General features: G+C 67.5%; 17 protein-coding genes. 3 read left to right on the forward strand and 14 right to left on the reverse strand.

The genetic code is table 11. The features are described 5' to 3' along the window. From JMF86_RS23630 to JMF86_RS23660, 7 genes are all read right to left on the reverse strand, one after another. Positions 1-783 (reverse strand): protein-glutamate O-methyltransferase CheR (locus JMF86_RS23630; protein WP_201317160.1); only part of this gene is annotated, 783 nt, incomplete at its 3' end. Continuing rightward, the gene (locus JMF86_RS23635; protein WP_006479518.1) at positions 780-1,292 is read right to left on the reverse strand and encodes a chemotaxis protein CheW; all 513 of its coding nucleotides are present in this window, start codon (positions 1,290-1,292) and stop codon (positions 780-782) included. The genes JMF86_RS23630 and JMF86_RS23635, both read right to left, overlap by 4 nt. After that, complete coding sequence (locus JMF86_RS23640; protein WP_011548228.1) at positions 1,289-2,965, reverse strand: methyl-accepting chemotaxis protein; 1,677 nt, start codon at positions 2,963-2,965, stop codon at positions 1,289-1,291. The genes JMF86_RS23635 and JMF86_RS23640 overlap by 4 nt, the downstream gene beginning before the upstream one ends. 124 nt (positions 2,966-3,089) lie before the next feature. After that, entirely contained in the window at positions 3,090-4,223 is a 1,134-nt protein-coding gene (locus tag JMF86_RS23645) for a hybrid sensor histidine kinase/response regulator (protein WP_006479520.1), read from the reverse strand. A 484-nt stretch (positions 4,224-4,707) separates the two neighbouring features. Further along, positions 4,708-6,291 (reverse strand): Na+/H+ antiporter, encoded by a 1,584-nt coding sequence (locus tag JMF86_RS23650; protein ID WP_011548229.1) that lies wholly within the window; start codon positions 6,289-6,291, stop codon positions 4,708-4,710. Between the two features lie 229 nt (positions 6,292-6,520). Next, on the reverse strand, positions 6,521-7,954 hold the full coding sequence (locus JMF86_RS23655; protein ID WP_006479522.1) for an aldehyde dehydrogenase family protein: 1,434 nt from the start codon (positions 7,952-7,954) through the stop codon (positions 6,521-6,523). A gap of 28 nt (positions 7,955-7,982) precedes the next feature. Beyond that, complete coding sequence (locus JMF86_RS23660; RefSeq protein WP_011548230.1) at positions 7,983-9,623, reverse strand: acetolactate synthase large subunit; 1,641 nt, start codon at positions 9,621-9,623, stop codon at positions 7,983-7,985. Positions 9,624-10,001: 378 nt separating this feature from the next. Here JMF86_RS23660 and JMF86_RS23665 point away from each other — a divergent pair, with 378 nt between their 5' ends. Together JMF86_RS23665 and JMF86_RS23670 are read left to right on the forward strand one after the other, a co-directional pair. After that, the gene (locus tag JMF86_RS23665; protein WP_011548231.1) at positions 10,002-10,340 is read left to right on the forward strand and encodes a type II toxin-antitoxin system RelE/ParE family toxin; all 339 of its coding nucleotides are present in this window, start codon (positions 10,002-10,004) and stop codon (positions 10,338-10,340) included. Between the two features lie 3 nt (positions 10,341-10,343). Beyond that, positions 10,344-10,643 (forward strand): addiction module antidote protein, encoded by a 300-nt coding sequence (locus tag JMF86_RS23670; RefSeq protein ID WP_006490972.1) that lies wholly within the window; start codon positions 10,344-10,346, stop codon positions 10,641-10,643. A 48-nt stretch (positions 10,644-10,691) separates the two neighbouring features. On the opposite strand, the gene JMF86_RS23675 is transcribed toward JMF86_RS23670, so the two are convergent. From JMF86_RS23675 to andAc, 5 genes are all read right to left on the reverse strand, one after another. After that, positions 10,692-11,978 (reverse strand): DUF445 domain-containing protein, encoded by a 1,287-nt coding sequence (locus tag JMF86_RS23675; protein ID WP_011548233.1) that lies wholly within the window; start codon positions 11,976-11,978, stop codon positions 10,692-10,694. Positions 11,979-12,130: 152 nt separating this feature from the next. Then, complete coding sequence (gene andAa, locus JMF86_RS23680; RefSeq protein ID WP_011548234.1) at positions 12,131-13,351, reverse strand: anthranilate 1,2-dioxygenase system ferredoxin--NAD(+) reductase; 1,221 nt, start codon at positions 13,349-13,351, stop codon at positions 12,131-12,133. Then, positions 13,341-13,667 carry an anthranilate 1,2-dioxygenase ferredoxin subunit AndAb gene (gene andAb, locus JMF86_RS23685; protein WP_006479527.1) on the reverse strand — a complete coding sequence of 109 codons (327 nt, stop codon included), beginning with the start codon at positions 13,665-13,667 and terminating at the stop codon, positions 13,341-13,343. The genes andAa and andAb overlap by 11 nt, the downstream gene beginning before the upstream one ends. Before the next feature lie 35 nt (positions 13,668-13,702). Then, complete coding sequence (gene andAd, locus JMF86_RS23690; RefSeq protein WP_011548235.1) at positions 13,703-14,179, reverse strand: anthranilate 1,2-dioxygenase small subunit AndAd; 477 nt, start codon at positions 14,177-14,179, stop codon at positions 13,703-13,705. A 14-nt stretch (positions 14,180-14,193) separates the two neighbouring features. Then, positions 14,194-15,465, reverse strand: coding sequence for an anthranilate 1,2-dioxygenase large subunit AndAc (gene andAc / locus JMF86_RS23695; RefSeq protein WP_027811470.1), 1,272 nt, complete (start codon positions 15,463-15,465; stop codon positions 14,194-14,196). A gap of 212 nt (positions 15,466-15,677) precedes the next feature. Between andAc and andR the strand changes: the two genes are divergently transcribed. Then, positions 15,678-16,637: an anthranilate 1,2-dioxygenase regulatory protein AndR gene (gene andR / locus JMF86_RS23700; protein ID WP_011694667.1), complete on the forward strand. Its 960-nt coding sequence runs from the start codon at positions 15,678-15,680 to the stop codon at positions 16,635-16,637. A 147-nt stretch (positions 16,638-16,784) separates the two neighbouring features. On the opposite strand, the gene JMF86_RS23705 is transcribed toward andR, so the two are convergent. Both JMF86_RS23705 and JMF86_RS23710 read right to left on the reverse strand, forming a co-directional pair. Further along, on the reverse strand, positions 16,785-17,096 hold the full coding sequence (locus tag JMF86_RS23705) for a hypothetical protein (RefSeq protein WP_011548238.1): 312 nt from the start codon (positions 17,094-17,096) through the stop codon (positions 16,785-16,787). 44 nt (positions 17,097-17,140) lie between these two features. After that, positions 17,141-18,838, reverse strand: a complete 1,698-nt coding sequence (locus tag JMF86_RS23710; RefSeq protein WP_011548239.1) for a methyl-accepting chemotaxis protein — start codon at positions 18,836-18,838, stop codon at positions 17,141-17,143. Positions 18,839-18,856: the final 18 nt, after the last annotated feature.

The raw sequence follows: 18,856 nt of genomic DNA on the forward strand, positions 1-18,856 counted from the left end.
CCGCATCGCGACGCCCGTCTCCGCCGGACCGACGAACAGCATGCCGTCGTCGGCGAGACGCGCGTCGAGCGAGCGGATCACGCGATCCTGCGCATCGCGGTCGAAATAGATCAGTACGTTACGGCAGAACACGAAGTCGTAGCGAATGCCGGTATCGGCCACCGGTTCGACGAGGTTCGCATGACTGAACTGCACGCACGCGCGCACGCGCTCGTCGAGCAGCCAGCCGTCGCGGGTCGGCGTGAAATACCGCGTACGAAACTCCGTCGCCGTCCCGCGGAACGCATTGCGCCCGTAACAGCCGAGCCGCGCCTGCTCGATCGCACGCGCGCTGAGGTCGATCGCGTCGATCGTGAAGCTGGCCGGTTCGAGCCCCGCATCCAGCAATGCCATCGCCGCCGAATACGGTTCCTCGCCCGTCGAACACGGCGCGCTCAGTACGCGGATCACGCGGCCCGGCATCGCGGCGAGCCGTTCGGCGGCCAGCCGCGCGAGCGTCGCGAAGGCCTCGCGGTCGCGGAAGAACCACGTCTCGGGGACGACGAACAACTCAATCAGCGCACGCCGTTCGTCGGCCGACGCGTTGAGCTGCTGCCAGTACGCGTCGAGCGCTTCCGGCGTCACGGGCGGCCGCGCGGCCGACGGCACGCGCTCGCCGTCCGCCTGCAACGCATGCACGCGATCCGCCAGCGCCCGCATCAGGAAATCGTTGCCGAGCGAATCGGGGTCGATGCCGGTCTCGCGCAGCAACCAGCCGCGAAATCGCGATTCGGACATGTTCATGCGGACTCCTCCCCGTGGCCCGGCAGGCCGTCGAACAGATACAGGCGTGCAACGTCGTCGACCAGGTCGGGCACGGACACCTGCTGCACGACGCCGTCGGGCGTGTTCGCGACCCGCCCGAGCCAGCGCGTGCGCGCGGTCGAGATGCCGCTGGCGCGGAACGCCGCGCGGTCGATCCGCATCGTCTGCGTCGCGCGCTCCACGATCAGGCCGATCGTGCGCTCGCCATCGGCGTGACCGGCGCGATGACGCACCATCACGAGCCGCGTCGAGCGCAGCGCCTGCGCGCGCCGCCCGAGCGCCAGCATCGGCACGTCGATCACCGGCACCGGCTGGCCGCCGCGCATCAGCAGCCCGGCGATCCAGTCGGGCGCGCCGGGCACCGCCTTCATGACGGCGAGCGGCAGCACCTCGTCGATGCCGGCCGCGTCGAGCGCATAGCGCTCGCCGTCGAGCTCGAACATCAGGAACAGCGCGTGGGCGCCGTTCTGCGGATCGGCGCGCGTCACGCGTCGACCTTGAAGCGCGACACGCTGGTGCGCAACTGGTTCGCGACGAGCGTCAGATCGTCGATCGCCTGCGACGACTGGCGCAGCGACTCGGCCGTCTGCTGCGCGGCTTCCGACAGTTGCGACAGCGCCTGCGTGATCTGCTCGGCGCCGTTCGCCTGCGTCTGCATCCCTTCGTTGACCATCTGGAAGCGCGGCGCGAGGGTCTGCACCTCGGCGATGATCTGCGACAGCTGCCCGCCGACCTGCTGCACGTCGAGCATCCCGCGGCGTACTTCCTCGGAGAACTTGTCCATCCCCATCACGCCTGCCGACACGGCCGACTGGATTTCCTTGACCGTCTGCTCGATGTCGTAGGTCGCCACCGCCGTCTGGTCGGCCAGGCGGCGGATCTCGGTCGCGACGACCGCGAAGCCGCGGCCGTACTCGCCGGCCTTCTCGGCCTCGATCGCCGCGTTCAGCGACAGCAGGTTGGTCTGGTCGGCCACCTTGGTGATCGTCGCGACCACCTGGTTGATGTTCAGCGCCTTCTCGTTGAGGATCGCGAGCTTCGCGTTCACCGAGCCGGCCGCGTCCATCACGCTGCGCATCGTCTCGCCCATTCGCGTGAGCCCGCTCTGGCTCACGCCCGCGAGCGTCGCCGACTGCTCGGCCACGCCGGCCACTTCGTTCATCGTGCGCAGCAGGTCGCGCGACGTCGCGAAGATCTCGCGCGAGGTCGCGCCGATCTCGGTCGTCGTCGCCGCGGTCTCGTTCGCGGTCGCCTGCTGTTCGCGCGACGTCGCCGCGATCTCGGCCACCGACGTCGTCACCTGCATCGACGACTGCTGCGCGCGCGCGACCAGCTCGGTCAGCTCGTCGGCCATCCGGTTGAAGCCGGTTTCGAGCGTGCCGAATTCGTCGCGGCGGCGCAGATCGAGGCGATGGGTCAGGTTGCCGGTGCGCATCACGTCGTGCACCTCGACGAGCCGCGCCATCGGCACGGTGACCGAGCGGTACAGCATGTAGCCGAGCCCGAGCGCGGACAGCAGCATGATCGTCAGCGCGCCGACGAGCACGACTTCCGCGTCCTGCACGGATTCGCGGATCACCCTCGCGGACTGGTCCGCGAACTTGCGGTTCTCCTGGACCATGATGTTCGCGTCCTGCACGACCTCGGCCCACCCCGGCAACACCTTCGCGTAGGCGGCGATCGCTTCGTCGCGCGAGCCGCGGTGCCTCTGTACCGCGTCGGTCAACAGCGGCAGGTAGCGATCGTATGCGCCGCGAAACGTCGCAAAACGCGCACGGTCGTCGTCGCGGAAGATCGACGCCTGGTAGTCGACCGACAGCGATTCGACCTGCTTCGTCGCGTCCGCGATCTTCGCGAGATCGCGCTGCACGGCGTCGGGGTCGGTCTCGACGAAGGTCGCCTGCTGCAGCATGACGAACGTTTCGTTGACCGCCGCGCGCAGCGATGACGCGAGGTAGACGCCGGGCAACGAGTCGCGCTCGATGCTGACGGCTTCGGCGTTGATCGCGCGCAGTCGCTCGTACGACACGCCGGCTGTCACCAGCATCAGCACGAACAGCACGCCGAAGCTGAGCAGGATGCGATTGCCGAGCGTCAGCCGGGCAGCGCCGATCGTCGGATGCAGGCTTTCATTGGTCGCGCGGGGCGTCACGGTGGCCATGTTCGTTATGGGCTTTCTAAATTCTGCGTTGAAAAAATCCACACCCGCCTGCGCGCCGGAGGGCGCGCCACGAGCGCGTCGGGGTCTCGCGGGCGGCGCGGCGCCGGCAGGCCGCGCCGCGAAATCACCGCTCCGCTTGCGCCGGCAGCCGAAGCGCGACCATGAAGCCGCGCGCCGTATTGCGCATCAGGATCTGGCCGCGATGCCGCGCCGCCGTCGCGCGGACGAACGCGAGCCCGAGGCCGAAGCCGCCGCGCGCCGCGCCGTGCGCGGATTCGAGCTGCACGAACGACTCGGTCGCGGCCGTGCGCTGCTCCGGCGCGATGCCGGTGCCGGCATCCTCGACGCCGATCAGCCAGGCGCCGCCCTCGCCGGTCAGCGTGCAATGAACGTCCATCCCGGCCGGGCCGTACTTCAGCCCGTTGTCGACCAGGTTCGCGACCGCGCGCGTCAGCATCATGCGGTCGCCCATCGTCACGCACTCGGTATCCGGCACGTGCGCGATCACCCGGCAGCCGAGCCCGGCAGCCTTCTCCCACAGCTGGTCGACGGCGTCGAGCACGATCTCGTTGAGACTCACGACCTCGTGCGCGCGGCGCTCGGACTGCGCGCGGGTCAGGTGGATGAAGCCGTCGGCGAGCGCGAGCGCGCGCCGCGCATGGCCGGCGATGCGCTCCATGATCGCCGGCATGTCGCCGTGTTCGGTCCGGTAGACGTCGAGCAGCGCGAGGATCGACGTCTGCGGCGAACGCATGTCGTGCGACAGGAAATCGAGCGCCTCGTCGCGCTGGCGCGACATCAGGTACGAATTCGAGTGATAGCGGATGCGCGCGGTGAGCTCCATCGCGTCCGGAAGCTTCACCAGATAGTCGTTCGCGCCGGCGATGAACGCCTCGCGCTTGACGATCGGCTCCTCCTTCGCGGACAGCACGATGATCGGCACGCGTGCGGTGCCGGCGTCCGCGCGCCAGGCGCGCACGAGATCGAGGCCGTCGATCTCCGGCATCACGAGATCCTGCAGGATGACCGTCGGCTTCACGTCGCGCGCGACCGCCATCGCCCGATGTGCGTCGGTGCACACGTGCAGGTCGATGTCGTGCTCGCTGCGCAACGCGCGGCGGATCACCTCGCCGACGAACGGCTGGTCGTCGACGAGGAGGACCGATAACCCCGATTCGAGGCAATCCGAGGCATTATCACTGCTCGATTCTTTCATAAATACAGTTTCAAACGCCGAATCTCCAATCGATTCTTTCATAGGAGTTGTTTATCCGACTTGGACGCTATCTTATATTGGCAGTTGAAAAACCCGCCTGATTCCGCCGATTTGGCCTGTCGGCACTGCCTTGCGGGGCCTCGGACGCCGCTTGTTTCCCCGTCGGCGACCGCATTACCTCCGCATTCTTTCTCTCAATAAACATAACCGGCTGATTCTAAATGAAATTAGAACACAGCATCTATCTCCTTCCGGTTTAGTTTTGCCAAATATGCAGAAAGAGACGGAAACAGATAAATCGGATCATTTCCGGATTCGAAAGACGATAACGTTTGCGAGACCGCCGCCACGAGGTTTGCATGCGTTGCAAGGCTGGCGGCCGATCGTATTGAGGGCCGGATTCGAATAACCCGAATCGGCAGGCGGAAAAGAGACAATCGCGCAACGGGCGCTCGACCCGCGCGCGGCAGGGCCGGCAGGACGCCGGCCCGTGGTGCGATTCGCGAGCGGCGTGCCGCGCGCCCGCTTACCCTCGCGCGTGCTGCGCGGACACTTCCTGCAGGTCGAGATCGCGTTCGAGCGCGTGCAGCATCTCGTCGTGAATGCGCCCCGACCGGTGCAGGCGCAACAGTTCGGCGCGGCCCGCCCGGATCGCGGCCAGCACCACGTCGTAGTGCGCCATGCGCACTTCCGCCGGATATGCGGGCTCGTTCTTCGTCCGTTCGGTCAGCTCGGCGCGATACGTGTATTGCTCGAGCAGGCGCGGATGGATCACGACGCCGTTCTCGTCACGCACGAGCGGCTGGATCGCCGCGAGCTGCGCGGCTTCGACGTACGCCCACGTCTGCGGCTCAGTCAGGTGGTGCGCGGCGCGCTCTTCGCGCTGCGGCAGGCGCAGCAGCCGGATCAGCGGCCCGATCGTCGTGCCCTGCAGCAGCACGGTGACGAGGATCACCGCGAACGACGCGACCAGGATCACGTCGCGGCCGGGCAACGCCTCGGGTAGCGACAGCGCGATCGCCAGCGTCACCACGCCGCGCATGCCGGCCCAGCTCATGATCGTCGCGGCCTTCCAGTCGGGCGCCTCGCCGCGCCGCGCAAGGCCGCGCACCGGCCACTTCAGCGCCTCGACCGCGTAGATCCACACGAAGCGCGACAGGACCACCGCCGCCAGCACCGCGAGCACGGGCGGCACCATCGTGCCGAGCACCTGCTCGAAGCCGCCGAGCCGATGGATCGCGCCGCGCAGCGACAGCCCGATCAGCACGAACACCATCGCCTCGAGCAGGAACACGATGACCTGCCAGAACGCGGTGCCGCGCGTGCGCACGGCCGCCGAGAACACCTCGTGCTGATGCCAGCCGATGATCATGCCGGCCGTGACGGTCGAGATCACGCCCGACACCTCGACCATTTCGCCCGCGATGTACGCGATCCAGCCGGCGATCACCGCGACGGTGATCACGAGATAGTCGTCGTCGAGCAGCTTCAGGAACCACACCACGAGCTTGCCGACCACGAAGCCGACCACCACGCCGCCGAGCCCCAGCTCCGCGAAACGCACGACCGCGTGCTCGAGGCTGAACGCGCCGGTGAGCGCGGCCGCGACCGCGAAACGGAACAGCACGAGGCCGGCCGCGTCGTTCAGCAGGCTCTCGCCTTCGAGCAGCACCATCAACCGGCGCGGCAGCGCGACGCGTTCGAGCACGGCCTTCGCGGCGACCGCATCGGGCGGCGACACGATCGCGCCGAGCGCGAAGCACGCGGCCCACGGCAGCGCCGGCACGACCCAGTGCACGGCGAAGCCGACCGCGAACGTCGTGAATACCACCGCTCCGATCGCCAGCATCAGGATGCCGCCGACGTTGCGCTTGAATTCTTCCCACACGGAGAAGTACGCACCGTCCATCAGCAGCGGCGGCAGGAACACCAGCAGCACGAGCTCGGGATCGAGGTTGATCGGCGGCAGCCCGGGGATGAACGCGATGCCGATGCCGCCGATCAGCAGCGCGGCCGCGGGCGGCAGCCGCAGCCGCTTGGCGATGCATTCGAGCGCGACGATCGCGAGGAATGACAGCAGAACCAGCTTGAATGCCGAGACGGGGGACATGAATCGACCTCGTGAAGAATGAATTCGCGCGTTCCGGCGTCGTACCCGGTCGGCAGTTTCGCGCGATTACATCACGAGGGGAGGCTCGCAGTCGAGCCTGTTTCGGGCGGCCTGCCGCGTGGGGCACGCGCGGCGCCGTGCCGCTGCGCACGCCACCATGAAAAACGGCACGCGGGCCGGCCGATCGCCTGCCCGCGTGCCGTCATGGCACCGCGCCGCCTGCCGTGCGTTACCGGCGCCGCACGACCATCAGCCGCGGCTCGGTCATGTCCTCGATCGCGTAGCGGATGCCTTCGCGGCCGAGGCCCGAATCCTTCACGCCGCCGTACGGCATGTTGTCGACGCGGAACGACGGCACGTCGTTGATCACCACGCCGCCGACCTCCAGTTCGTCCCATGCGCGGTGCGCATGCGTGAGCGAATCGGTGAACACGCCGGCCTGCAGCCCGAAGTCGCTGTCGTTCACGCGGGCGAGCGCGTCGTCGAAGCGGTCGAACTTCTCGAGGATCGCGACCGGGCCGAACGCCTCCTTGCGGTACAGGTCCTGCTCGCGCCCGACGTTCTCCAGCAGCGTCGCCTCGAACATCGCGCCGTCGACCTTGCCGCCCGCGACGATCTTCGCGCCCGCCGCGACGGCCGCGTCCATCCAGCCCGACAGCCGGCGCGACTCGGATTCGGAGATCATCGGGCCAACGAAGGTCGACGGGTCCTTCGGATCGCCCATCTTCAGCGAACGCGTCTTCGCGATCAGCTTCTCGCGCAGCGCGTCGTAAAGATCCGCATGGACGAGAATCCGCTGCACGCCGATGCAGCTCTGGCCCGACTGGTAATACGCGCCGAACGCGAGCCGCTCGACCACGTAGTCGAGCCGGTCGCGCTGGTCCGCATCGACGATCGCGGCCGCGTTGCCGCCGAGTTCCAGCACGACTTTCTTCTTGCCGGCCTTCTCCTTCAGCGCCCAGCCGACGGCCGGCGAGCCGGTGAACGACAGCAGCTTGAAGCGCTCGTCGGTCGTAAACAGGTCGGCGCCGTCGCGATGCGCGGGCAGCACCGAGAACGCGCCCTTCGGCAGGTCGGTTTCCGCGAGCACCTCGCCGATGATCAGCGCGCCGATCGGCGTGCGGCTCGCGGGTTTCAGCACGAACGGGCAACCGGCCGCGAGCGCGGGGGCGACCTTGTGCGCGGCCAGGTTCAGCGGGAAGTTGAACGGCGAGATGAACGAGCACGGGCCGACCGGCACGCGCTTCGTGTAGCCCGTATAGCCCTGCGCCCGCGCGGAGATTTCGAGGTTGACGATCTCGCCGTCGATGCGCACCGATTCCTCGGACGCGACGCGGAACGTGTCGATCAGCCGCGTGACTTCGCCCTTCGAATCGTTGATCGGCTTGCCGGCCTCGATGCACAGCGCCTCGGCCAGCTCGTCGAAACGCTCGCGAAACCGCGCGACGCAATGATCGAGCACGGCCTGCCGCTGGTAGGCCGGCATCTCGCGCATCGGCTTCGTGGCGTCGACGGCCGCGGCGATCGCCGCATCGATCGCCTTCGCGTCGGCCAGCGCGACGCGCGTGGCGACCTTGCCGCTGAACTTGTCGGTCACCTCCAGATCGGTGTTCGCGTAGACGGCTTCGTTGGCGAGGTAGTACGGATAGGTTTCCTTCAACATGGAACGACTCCTTCCTGTGAACGGGAATTCAAAGTTGCGCCGACAGGCGCTTGATCTCGCGGTTCAGCACGCGCTCGTTGTCCGAGTAATCGATCGGCACGTCGATCACGTGCACGCCCGGCGACGAGAAGCACTCGCGCAGCAACGGCTCGAGATCGTCGGCCGACTCGACGCGATGCCCGTGCGCGCCGTAGCTTTGCGCGTACGACACGAAATCGGGGTTCTGCAGCGTCATCGCGAAATCGGGGAAATTCATGTTCTCCTGCTTCCAGCGGATCATCCCGAACGCATCGTCGCGCAGGATCATCACGACGATGTCGAGCTTCAGCCGCACGGCCGTTTCGAGCTCCTGCGAATTCATCATGAAGCCGCCGTCGCCGCACACGGCGATCACCTTGCGCTGCGGATGCACGATCTTCGTCGCGATCGCCGACGGCAGGCCCGCGCCCATCGACGCGAGCGCGTTGTCGAGCAGCAGCGAGTTCGGCTCGTGCGCACGCCAGTAGCGCGCGAACCAGATCTTGTACATCCCGTTGTCGAGACAGACGATGCCGTCGACCGGCAACGCGTTGTACAGGTCGTTGACGATCCGCACCGGGTACATCGGGAACCGCGGGTCGTGCTGGCCTTTTTCCAGGTGCGCGTCGAAATGCGCCTTGATCATCTTGAAGCGCTCGAAATCCCAGTGCGATTGCGGCGTCAGCGCCTCCTTCATCTGCCACACCGCATTCGCGATGTCGCCGACCACCTCGATCTGCGGGAAATAGACGGGATCGACCTGCGCGCCGAGGAAGTTCACGTGGATCACGGTCTTGTCGTCGGTGCGCATGAAGAACGGCGGCTTCTCGATCACGTCGTGGCCGACGTTGATGATGCAATCCGCCTGCTCGATCGCGCGATGCACGAAGTCGCCGTCGGACAGCGTCGCGTTGCCGAGCCACAGCGGGTGCGTCTCGTCGATCACGCCCTTGCCCATCTGTGTCGTGAAGAACGGGATGCCCGTCTTGTCGACGAATTCGAGCAGCATCTTGCAAGTGGTCTTGCGGTTGCCGCCCGCGCCGATCATCAGCAGCGGATGGCGCGCGGCCTGGATCGCGTCGACCGCGTGCGCGACCGCCTTCTCCTCGGCCACCGGCCGCCGGCTGTAGCTGCGCGGGATCGGCTTGCCGTCGCCCTCCTCGTGCGCAATGTCCTCGGGCAGTTCGAGGTGCGCGGCGCCCGGGCGCTCCTCCTCCGCGCGGCGGAACGCCTCGCGCACCGCCGACGGGATGTTGCCGATCGACACGATCTGCCGCGTGAACTTCGTGAGCGGCTGCATCATGTCGACCACGTCGACGATCTGGAAGTGGCCCTGCTTGCTGGACTTGATCGGCTTCTGCCCGGTGATCATCAGCATCGGCATCCCGCCGAGCTGCGCATACGCGGCGGCCGTCACGAAGTTCGTCGCGCCCGGCCCGAGCGTCGCGAGACACACGCCGGTGCGGCCCGTGAGGCGGCCGTAGGTGGCGGCCATGAACCCGGCCGCCTGCTCGTGCCGGGTCAGCACGAGCTTGATCTTCGATCGCCGCAGCGATTCGAGCAGATCGAGGTTTTCCTCGCCGGGAATGCCGAACACGTACTCGACGCCTTCGGCTTCCAGCGCCTTCACGAACAGATCCGATGCTTTCATGGGGACTCTCGGTTATGCCGCCTGCCCGGCCTACGGACACGCGGCGTTCAGGACGCGCGCCGGCCTACGGCACGCGGACGCCTTATCTACTGGACACAGACCACGGCACTGCTCGCCGCGCAACACGCGATGCTCGATGCGTGATGCGCGGCGGCGCCTCCGGATACCGGAGGACGAACGGACCCGCCCGCACGCGGCAAGCACGCGCGGGCGGCAAAGACGTTTTTGATTGTAGACGGATTCGCGAGATTCCGACTTCGACCGGATGGCCGGCTCCCGCCGCGCGACGGGATCGGCCTGACGGCCAATTCCACCTCGAACGACGCGCGCGGCGCTACCGTAGGCGCAACCGAATTCCATTCATCGAACATGTGAACCATGGTTGACATCCTGCAATCCGTGCCCTACAGTGCGCCTACGTTCAGCATCCGGACCACCGACGTCTTCGAAGCGTGGTTCGCCGGCCTGCCGGATCGCGTCGCGCGGCGGCGCATCCAGGCGCGCATCGACCGTCTGTCGATGGGCAATCCGGGCGACTGGAAATCCGCCGGCTCCCCCGTCGTCGAAATGCGTATCGACCACGGCCCCGGCTATCGCGTCTATTACGTGAGGCGCGGAACGATATGGGTCATCCTGCTCTGCGGCGGCGATAAATCGACGCAACAGGCCGACATCCGCGCCGCGCACGCAATGCCCGCGCACCTCGACATGGAGTGATCGATGGACAAGATCAAGACGCGGCCGTGGGATTCGGCCGAACACCTGAAAACCGAAGACGACATGGCCGACTACTTCGACGCCTGCCTGCAGGAGGCCGGCGACGATCCGGCCTTCATCGCGCATGCGCTCGGCGTGATCGCCCGTGCCCGCGGCATGTCGCAGGTCGCCCGCGATGCGGGCCTGTCGCGCGAAGGGCTGTACAAGGCGCTGTCGCACGACGGCAATCCGAGCTTCGGCACGATCCTGAAGGTCATCAAGGCGCTCGGCCTGCAATTGCACGGCGCCAAGGCTGCCGCGTGAGCCGGCGGTGCACGGCGTCGCGCCGCGGGTGCAATGCCCGTACCCGCGTCAGTGCAGCCACCCGGCCGCCCAGCGCGGCACCAGCGACACCAGATACAACCCGAGCCCGATCAGCCCGCCGACCAGCGTGCCGTTGATCCGGATGTATTGCAGATCCTTGCCGATGTTCAGCTCGATCTGTCGCGACATCTCGCGCGCATCCCAGTTGCGCACCGTGTCGCGAATGTGGCGCATCAGGAAATCGGCGAAATCGGGCGCCATCTCGTGCACGGCCCGCTCCACATGCTCGTTCAGCGACGCACGCAGCGCCGGGCTCCCGGCGAGCCGCGCGCCGAGCCAGCCGCCCAGCGTCGCGGCCTGCCGGTGCAGCGCCGAATCGGGGCGGGCGAGATCGGCCTTCAGCCACGCACGCAACTGGTCCCACAAGTCGCGCACATACTCGTTGAACGCATCGCCGTCGCGAATATAGCGCTTGATCTCCTCGCCCTTCGCGATGAACGCAGGGTCGTGCTTCAGCCGCTCGGTCAGCCGCACGACCGTCCGGTCGAAGCGTTGCCGCAGCTCGTGCTCGGGGTCGGCCGCCACGCCTTCGAGCACGCGGCTCACCGCGCTCGCGAGCATGCGCGCGCCGTTCTCGCCGAACCACTGCGTCGGCATGATCTTCTCGACCTTCGGGTATTGCGTCTTCAGCCACTCGACGATGAAGCCCGCGATCACCTCGCGGTTCTCTTCCTTGTCGAGCACGTCGACCACCTGTTCGATCGCGTCGTCGAGCAGCGCCTGGTGGCGGCCGTCCTTCGTCAGCGTATCGAGGATCGCGCCGGCCGATTGCGACAGGTCGACCCGGTCGATCACCGCGCGGAATGCATCGTGGACGAACGACTGGATCCGCGCGTCGTCGGTCATGTCGAGCGCGAAGCTCATCAGCTTCGTCACGTAGCCGCCGAGCGCGTCGGTGTTCGCCGGCTCGCCGAGCCACGCGCCGAGCTTCTGCGCGGGATCGTGCTGGCGGATCTGCGCGGCGAGCGCATCGGGGCCGAGGAATTTCTCGCGCACGAATACCGCGAGGTTGTCGGCGATCTTGTCCTTGTTCTTCGGAATGATCTCGGTATGGCGCGACACGAACGGGATCGGTACGCGACGGAACAGTGCGACGACCGCGAACCAGTCGGCGAGCGCACCGACCATCGCGGCTTCGGCGACGGCCTTGAAACCGTCGACCCACGGGCCGCGCGGCAGCAGGATGGTGGTGACGAACACCGCGACGGCGGCCAGGAGCAGCCATAGCGCGCGGCGCTTGCTGCGTTTCAGTTCGAGAGCTTTGTCTGGCGTCATGGGCGACCGGTGAAACGGCAATGCCGCTAATATGCACCGATCGCCGACCGACGACAAACCCGCACGCCGGGCATGCCGCCCGGCACGGGCTTCGCCCACGTGCCAGTTGCCCGGTGCGAACGCGGCCACGCCGGCCGCGTTCGTTCACCGCGTCACAGAAACGTTTTCAGGTTCACCGCCGGATCGGCCAGCTTCACCGGATCGGGCACCGCCCCTGCCGCGATCAGCCGGCGCGACGCACCGATGTCGCGCCCCAGGTTCGCCGCGGCCACCGCGACGATCCTGCCGTCGTCGCCGAGCCCGAACACCGTGAACGGCCCGCTTGCCGGATCGCCGCGCACGACGATCGTGCGCTCGCTGCCGAACAGCCCGAGCATCTGCAGGTTGCAGTCGTACTGATCGGACCACAGCCACGGCAGCTCGGCATAGGTCTCGTCGGCGCCGAGCAGGTTCGCGGCCGCGACGGCTGGCTGGTTTTCGGCCACCTGCCACGATTCGATCCGCACATGCCGCCCGAGCAGCGGGTTGAAGTGCATCGTCACCTCGCCGGCCGCGAAGATCGCGGCATCGGCCGTGCGGCAGCCTGCGTCGACGCGTATCCCGTTGTCGACGTCGAGCCCGGCCGCCTGCGCCAGCTCGACGTTGGGCACGACGCCGATGCCGACCACGACGATGTCGGCCGGCACGTCGCCGCGATCGGTCTCGACGACCGCGTCGCCGCCCGGCGCGCGCCGAATCGCGCGCGGCAGCGTCGCCAACTGGAAGATCACGCCGCGCGCCTCGTGCAACCGGCGCGCGTAAGCACCGACCACTTCCGGCAACGCGCGCTGCAGCAACCGCGGCGCCGGGTCGATTACCGTCACGTCACAACCGAGCTGGCGTGCCGCCGCCGCGACCTCGAGGCCGATGAAGCCGCCGCCGAGCACCGCCACGCGGCGCCCGGGCGCCAGTCGCGCACGCAACGCACGCGCATCGTCGACCGTGCGGACGTAGTGCACCGCGACACCTTCGTCGATCGCCCCGCCGAACGGGCGCACGCGCGAGCCCGTCGCGAGCACGAGCTGGCCGTACGGCACCGTCGCACCGTCGTCGAGCCGCACCCGCCGCGCGTCGCGCTCGATCGCGTCGACCCGCGTGCCGAGCCGCAGCTCGATACGCTGCGTGTCGTACCACGCGGCATCGCGGATGAACGCGCGCCGTTCGCCGCCGTCCGTCAGCAGCGCGTCCTTCGACAGCGCCGGCCGGTCGTACGGCAGCTCGCGCTCCGCGCCGATCATCACGATGCGCGCCGTTGCATCGCGTTCGCGCAGTGCTTCTGCCGTACGCCGCGCCGCGTGGCCGGCGCCGACGATCACGAACGGATCAGCCGACATTGACTTCCACCTGCCCGTCGACGATCCGGATCGGATAGGTCCGCACCGGCTCGGTGATCGGCGCGCATTTCGGCGCGCCGGTGCGAATGTCGATCAGCCCCTGGTGCAGCGGGCATTCGACGCAGCCGTCCTCCACATAGCCTTCGGACAGCCGCGCATGGCCGTGCGTGCAGAGGTCGTGCATCGCGAACAGTTCGTCGCCGATCCGGAACACGGCGATCGGCTTCTGGCCGGCGACCCGCGCCGCCGGTTCGTCTTCGGAAAATTCGTCGAAAGCGCCGAGCGGATGCCACTCGGCCAGCGTTGCTTCGGTCATGTCGGTTCCTTGCTTCGTCAGAGCGGTCAGATCGGTCAGATCGGCGTCGCGAGCAGCGTCTGCACGCGCGACGTGTCGTAGATCACGCGCTTGGTCTTGTAGCGCCAGCCGTCGGGCGTGCGCACGACCGTGTCGTAGTACTTGCCGGCCTGGTACACGTTCGATTCGCCGTTGCTGCGCGTCTGCACGACCACGTAATTGCTCTCGGTATCGAATTCGCCGTCGCGTTCGGCGACGATCGTCAGGCCCGACGTCATGTGCCGGTACGTGTGCTCCTCGTAGATGTTCGCGTGCCGCAGCGACACCACGCGGTCGCGCAGCATCCGCTGGTTCGTGCAGTGCACGATCCCGACCGGCAGCCCGAGATCGGCGTTCTCCTTCGGCACGATCTCGTACGTGCAGTCCTCGGTGAACATCTCCGGCCAGTGTTCGAGCCGGTCGTTGTCGAGGTGCCCGATGTAGCGGTTCTGGAGCATGTAAATCTCGAACCACGTCTTCATGTCTTCCGTCATTTTTTGCTCCCGCCTCAATAGCCCATCAGCTTCTGGTAGCCGACCCAGAACTTGCGGATCAGGCTCTCGGTGATCACCGTGTCCTGCTGGTCCGGATTGCCGCGCGACATCTCGATCACCGACGTCGCGTCGGCATCGCGCACCGTGCCGCGCTGCACGAGCTCGGTCGCCTCCGTGTCTTCCATCGAGATGTAGCCGGCCGGCCCGACGAGGTTCGCCTGCTTGATGCGCAGCGCGCGCAGCTCGGGCGTGTCGTCCGCATAGCCGAAGAAGTGGAAGATCAACTCGAAGTTGTCGGGGCCCTTCGGCAGGATCTGCCGCGCGACCAGCGTGTTGTGGATCTGCTGGATCACGAGCTGCGGAAAGATCGGCTGGATATGGTTCGTGCAGTCCTCGTCGTATTCGGACACGAGATCGAGGATCGATTCGTCTTCCAGATGGAAGCCCTCGTCGAACGAACGGATGTTCTGCTGCTTGTACGCGGCCGACGTATCGTCGCCCGTCTTCGTCACCGTGATGATGCTGTGCAGCCCGTGGTTCGCATCCGGAATCGAGCGCGCCTTCATCCCGACGCGGAAGATGTTGAAGGTCGTATGGAACAGATGCAGCATGCTCGCGTGATACGGGTCCTTCACGTTCTCCATGTACAGCTTCCAGTTCGACTTCGAATACTGGCGCGTACAGCCGAGATACTCGATCGGCTTGTGGAAGATCCGGTCGATCCACGGGCGCATCTGCTCGCCGAGATACTCGGGCAGCGGCGCCACTTCATCGCTGAAGGTCGCGAACACGAGCCCGCGATAGCTGTCCACGCGCAGCTTGCGCAGCCCGTGCTGCTTCGGGTCGAAATCGGCCGGCATCCCGGTCATCCCCTTCTGGCCGCGCCGGAACGGCACGCCGAGCAGGTTGCCCTGGTTGTCGAAGCTCCACTGGTGATACACGCACGTGTGCGAACTCGCGTTGCCGCGCGACTTGCGGCACACCTGCGCGCCGCGGTGCGCGCAGCGGTTCACCCACGCGGACAGCGTGCCGTCCTCGGTGCGCGTGACGACCACCGGCGTGTCGCCGACGAACGTGCTCTTGAAGTCGCCGGCGTTCGGAATTTCCGCTTCGAGCGCGACGAAATTCCACGTCGGCCCGCGGAAGATGCGTTCCTGCTCGCGATCGTAGACCGCCCGCGAGCTGAACACCTTGTACGGCACGCGCGAGCCGTCGTCGTGCGGGAAGGTCACGTCGGACGCGTCGCCGCGCGCGGCGAAAACGACGGGCGATTCTGTCTGCTCCATGTCGGACTCCTTGTGGTTCCGTTGCGTTGAATGCATGGAGCCGATTTTTGAAAAGCTAATATTCGGCGTCTATCCGGAAAGTGCGATTGCGGCGGCGCAATATCCACTTTCGGCGGATTTCTGCGCTAGCATGGCGGCACACGCGGCCGCCGCACGATCGCGACCCATTCGTCGGATCGAAGCGCGCGTCGTCCATACCAAGGCACAGGCCCATGTCCCCAACGTCGTTCGAGCCGCTCGCGCTGCGCGCGCACCGGCTGTTCGAATCCCGCGATCTCGACGAGACGCGCGAGCGAATCTCGCGCGTGATGCAGCCGCACGCGCTGCTGCCGAGCGGCCGTGTGCGGGGTGCGTCGCACATGGATTTCGTCAAGCTGGGCGGGCTCGGGATCGGCACGATCGCGTTCGGCGACGCGATGCGCGTGCAGGTCGATGCCGTCGACGGCTACTACCTGCTGATGTTCTGCCTGTCCGGGCAGGCCGAAGTGCGCGCGATGGGGCGGCAACTCGGCGTCGATGGCCAGACCGGCGTGCTGTGCGCGCCCGGCGAGCGCTTCGACGCGGTGCTGTCGGCCGATTGCGAGCAGTTCGTGCTGCGCATCGACGCGGCGACCGTCGGCGCGCTGACCGGCAACCCGCGCGCGATGCTCGACCCGGTGCTGCACGTGAGCGACACCGCACTCGCCGCGTGGCGCCAGCAACTGATGCTCGTCGCGCGGTCGCCCGAGCTGCTGGAACGTGCGAACGCGAACCCGCGGGTCGCGTCGCAGCTCGAGCATCTGCTGATCGACCTGCTGATCGAAGGCCATCCGCCGTCGGTGCTGCAGGCGGCGCACCGCGACCCGGCGCCGGGTTTCGTGCGGCGCGCGCAGGAGTTCGTCGATGCGCACTACGCGCAGCCGCTGCAGCTCGCCGATATCGTCCAGGCCGCCAACGTGCCCGAACGGACGCTGCGCGATGCGTTCCTGCAATTCCGCGGGATGAGCCCGATGCAATACCTGCGCGCGACGCGGCTCGCGCACGCGCGCGAACTGCTGCGCGGCGCGGCATCGGACCGGCGGATTGCCGATATCGCGCTCGATTGCGGGTTTACCCACCTGGGCCGGTTCGCGATCGCGTATCGGGAGAAGTTCGGCGAATCGCCGTCGGAAACGCTCGACGCCAGGCGCTGAAGCAGCCGTCCGCGCGCCGCTCCACGCCGCACGCGGCGTTTCGCGCGCCGTCCTGCCAATCGCTGTCTCCACCATTCGCCTTTCGTTCGTGCGGGCGACCGCGCTCCGAGCGACGGTCGGCCCTCGCTCCCGCGACGACGTCGGGATCTACGCCCGCGGTCCGCGCCGCGGCACGGCATTCGTCGCCGTATCCGCGGACGGCCGGCGCGCAGCCTCGAGCCGTGCCGCCGCGCACGCGAGCGCCCCTTCGATCCGTTCGAGCATCGTGCGCGTGGCCTCGCTGCGCGGACTCGCGCGCAGCAACAGCCCCAGCCACTTCAGCCGCCGTGCGAGCATCGGCACGACCAGCGTCCGGACGATCAGCCGTTGATCCCCGTCCGACGGATCGAAACGCACGCATGCGTCGACGAGCGCATCGAGCGTGAGTACCACGTGAGCAGAACGCGTCGAGCCTTTCAAGGGTCGATACTCCCGTCGCAGCAGGCTGCGAACCGTTATCCCGATCAAAATGCCTTCCAGTCGACGGCTCCGCCCGCGACAGGGACGCTCAGCCCTGCCGCCAGCGGCTCCACCACCGGCGGTTTCGTCGGCGCGAGGGCGAGCGCGGATGCCGGCGCAGGCGCGACCGACGTCACGGCCGGCACATCGACGGCATTCGGGGCGAGCTTGAACGTGGCCATCGCCGCCTGCAGGCGGCCGGCCTGCTCCTCGAGCGAATGCGCCGCCGCGGCTGCCTGCTCGACGAGCGCCGCGTTCTGCTGCGTCACCTGGTCCATCTGCTCGATCGCCAGATTGACCTGCCCGATCCCCTGGCTCTGCTCCCGCGAGGCCGCCGCGATTTCGGCGACGATATCGGACACCTGCTTGATCGCGAGCTTCACGTCCCCCATCGTCGCGCCGACGCCCGTGGCCTGCTGCGCGCTGTCCCGGATCATCGACACCGACGCGCCGATCAGTTCCTTGATCTCCTTCGCGGCGGCCGCCGAGCGCTGCGCGAGGCTGCGCACCTCGCTCGCGACCACCGCGAAGCCGCGCCCCTGCTCGCCGGCGCGCGCGGCCTCCACCGCGGCGTTGAGCGCGAGGATGTTGGTCTGGAACGCGATGCCCTCGATGACGCCCGTGATGTCGGAAACCTGGCTGGAACTGCTGCTGATCTGCCCGATCGTCGCGACCATGCTCTGCACGGCATCGTTGCCGGCATCGGCCATGCCGGTTGCGCGCGTCGCCAGCGTATTGGCCTGCTGCGCGTTGTCGGCGTTCTGCCTCACGGTCTCGGTCAGTTGCGTCATGCTCGACGCGGTTTCCTCGAGCGACGCGGCCTGCTCTTCCGTGCGGGCCGACAGATCGGCATTGCCGCTCGCGATCTGGCGCGACGCGACCGCCACCGCTTCCGCGCTGCGCTTGATGCCGCGCACCGTCGTACCCAGCTGCCGGTCCATCGTCGCCAGCGCCCCGAGCAACCGGCCGAATTCATCGTGCGAAGCGATGTCGATCCGGTTGTCCAGCGACCCGCCGGCGATTTCGTCGGCCACGCTCACGGCCTGCCCGAGCGGCGTCGAGATGTGTCGCATCAGGTGCGCGGACACCCACGCCGCGACCAGCACGCCGATGCCGATCAGGCCGATCGCGATCCACAAGATCATGACGAAGGTCGACGCGCTGTCATCGACGAACGACTTCGCCTGATCGATGTTCAGGGCGATGTCGTCGTCGAGCGCCTGCTTGAGCGCGCCGGCGGCGGGCGCCAGCCGGTCGATCGCCGCCGTGGCGGCATCGCGGTCCCCGCCGTCCACCGCTGCGAGGGCCGCGTCCACGCCGGCCCGGAACCGGGGCAGCACGTCGCGAATGCGGTCGGCGATGCGCTGCTCCTTCTCGCTCGTGATCGATTGGCCGTAGTAGCGGTTCCATATCGTGTCGAGACGGCGTTGCTCGGCACGCGTCTCGTCGATCCCGCTCCGGAGCCGCGCGGGATCGCGCTCGGACGACGCCCCACGCAGCCGCAGCTGCGTCTCGAAGGTCGCGGCGCGAATTTCCGACAACTCGCTGATCGGCAAGGTATTGCCCGTATAGGCATCGTGGACGTTCGCATTCAGCCTCGACAGGCCGAACAGCCCGAACACGCCGATGGCGACCATGAGCGCGACACACGCGGCAAGCGCGAAAAAGATCCTGAACTTTATGCTTTTCCCAAATCGGCTCACGCTGCTCTCCTCGAATGT

This window comes from Burkholderia sp. E168m15, from assembly GCF_016586105.1.
Taxonomy (GTDB): domain Bacteria; phylum Pseudomonadota; class Gammaproteobacteria; order Burkholderiales; family Burkholderiaceae; genus Burkholderia; species Burkholderia orbicola.

Bases quoted from the DNA above. Each gene is read 5' to 3' on its own strand.
- JMF86_RS23640 (WP_011548228.1), bottom strand. From the start codon at position 2,965: ATGGCCACCGTGACGCCCCGCGCGACCAATGAAAGCCTGCATCCGACG.
- JMF86_RS23645 (WP_006479520.1), bottom strand. From the start codon at position 4,223: ATGAAAGAATCGATTGGAGATTCGGCGTTTGAAACTGTATTTATGAAA.
- JMF86_RS23650 (WP_011548229.1), bottom strand. From the start codon at position 6,291: ATGTCCCCCGTCTCGGCATTCAAGCTGGTTCTGCTGTCATTCCTCGCG.
- JMF86_RS23655 (WP_006479522.1), bottom strand. From the start codon at position 7,954: ATGTTGAAGGAAACCTATCCGTACTACCTCGCCAACGAAGCCGTCTAC.
- JMF86_RS23660 (WP_011548230.1), bottom strand. From the start codon at position 9,623: ATGAAAGCATCGGATCTGTTCGTGAAGGCGCTGGAAGCCGAAGGCGTC.
- JMF86_RS23665 (WP_011548231.1), top strand. From the start codon at position 10,002: ATGGTTGACATCCTGCAATCCGTGCCCTACAGTGCGCCTACGTTCAGC.
- JMF86_RS23670 (WP_006490972.1), top strand. From the start codon at position 10,344: ATGGACAAGATCAAGACGCGGCCGTGGGATTCGGCCGAACACCTGAAA.
- JMF86_RS23675 (WP_011548233.1), bottom strand. From the start codon at position 11,978: ATGACGCCAGACAAAGCTCTCGAACTGAAACGCAGCAAGCGCCGCGCG.
- andAa (WP_011548234.1), bottom strand. From the start codon at position 13,351: ATGTCGGCTGATCCGTTCGTGATCGTCGGCGCCGGCCACGCGGCGCGG.
- andAb (WP_006479527.1), bottom strand. From the start codon at position 13,667: ATGACCGAAGCAACGCTGGCCGAGTGGCATCCGCTCGGCGCTTTCGAC.
- andAd (WP_011548235.1), bottom strand. From the start codon at position 14,179: ATGACGGAAGACATGAAGACGTGGTTCGAGATTTACATGCTCCAGAAC.
- andAc (WP_027811470.1), bottom strand. From the start codon at position 15,465: ATGGAGCAGACAGAATCGCCCGTCGTTTTCGCCGCGCGCGGCGACGCG.
- andR (WP_011694667.1), top strand. From the start codon at position 15,678: ATGTCCCCAACGTCGTTCGAGCCGCTCGCGCTGCGCGCGCACCGGCTG.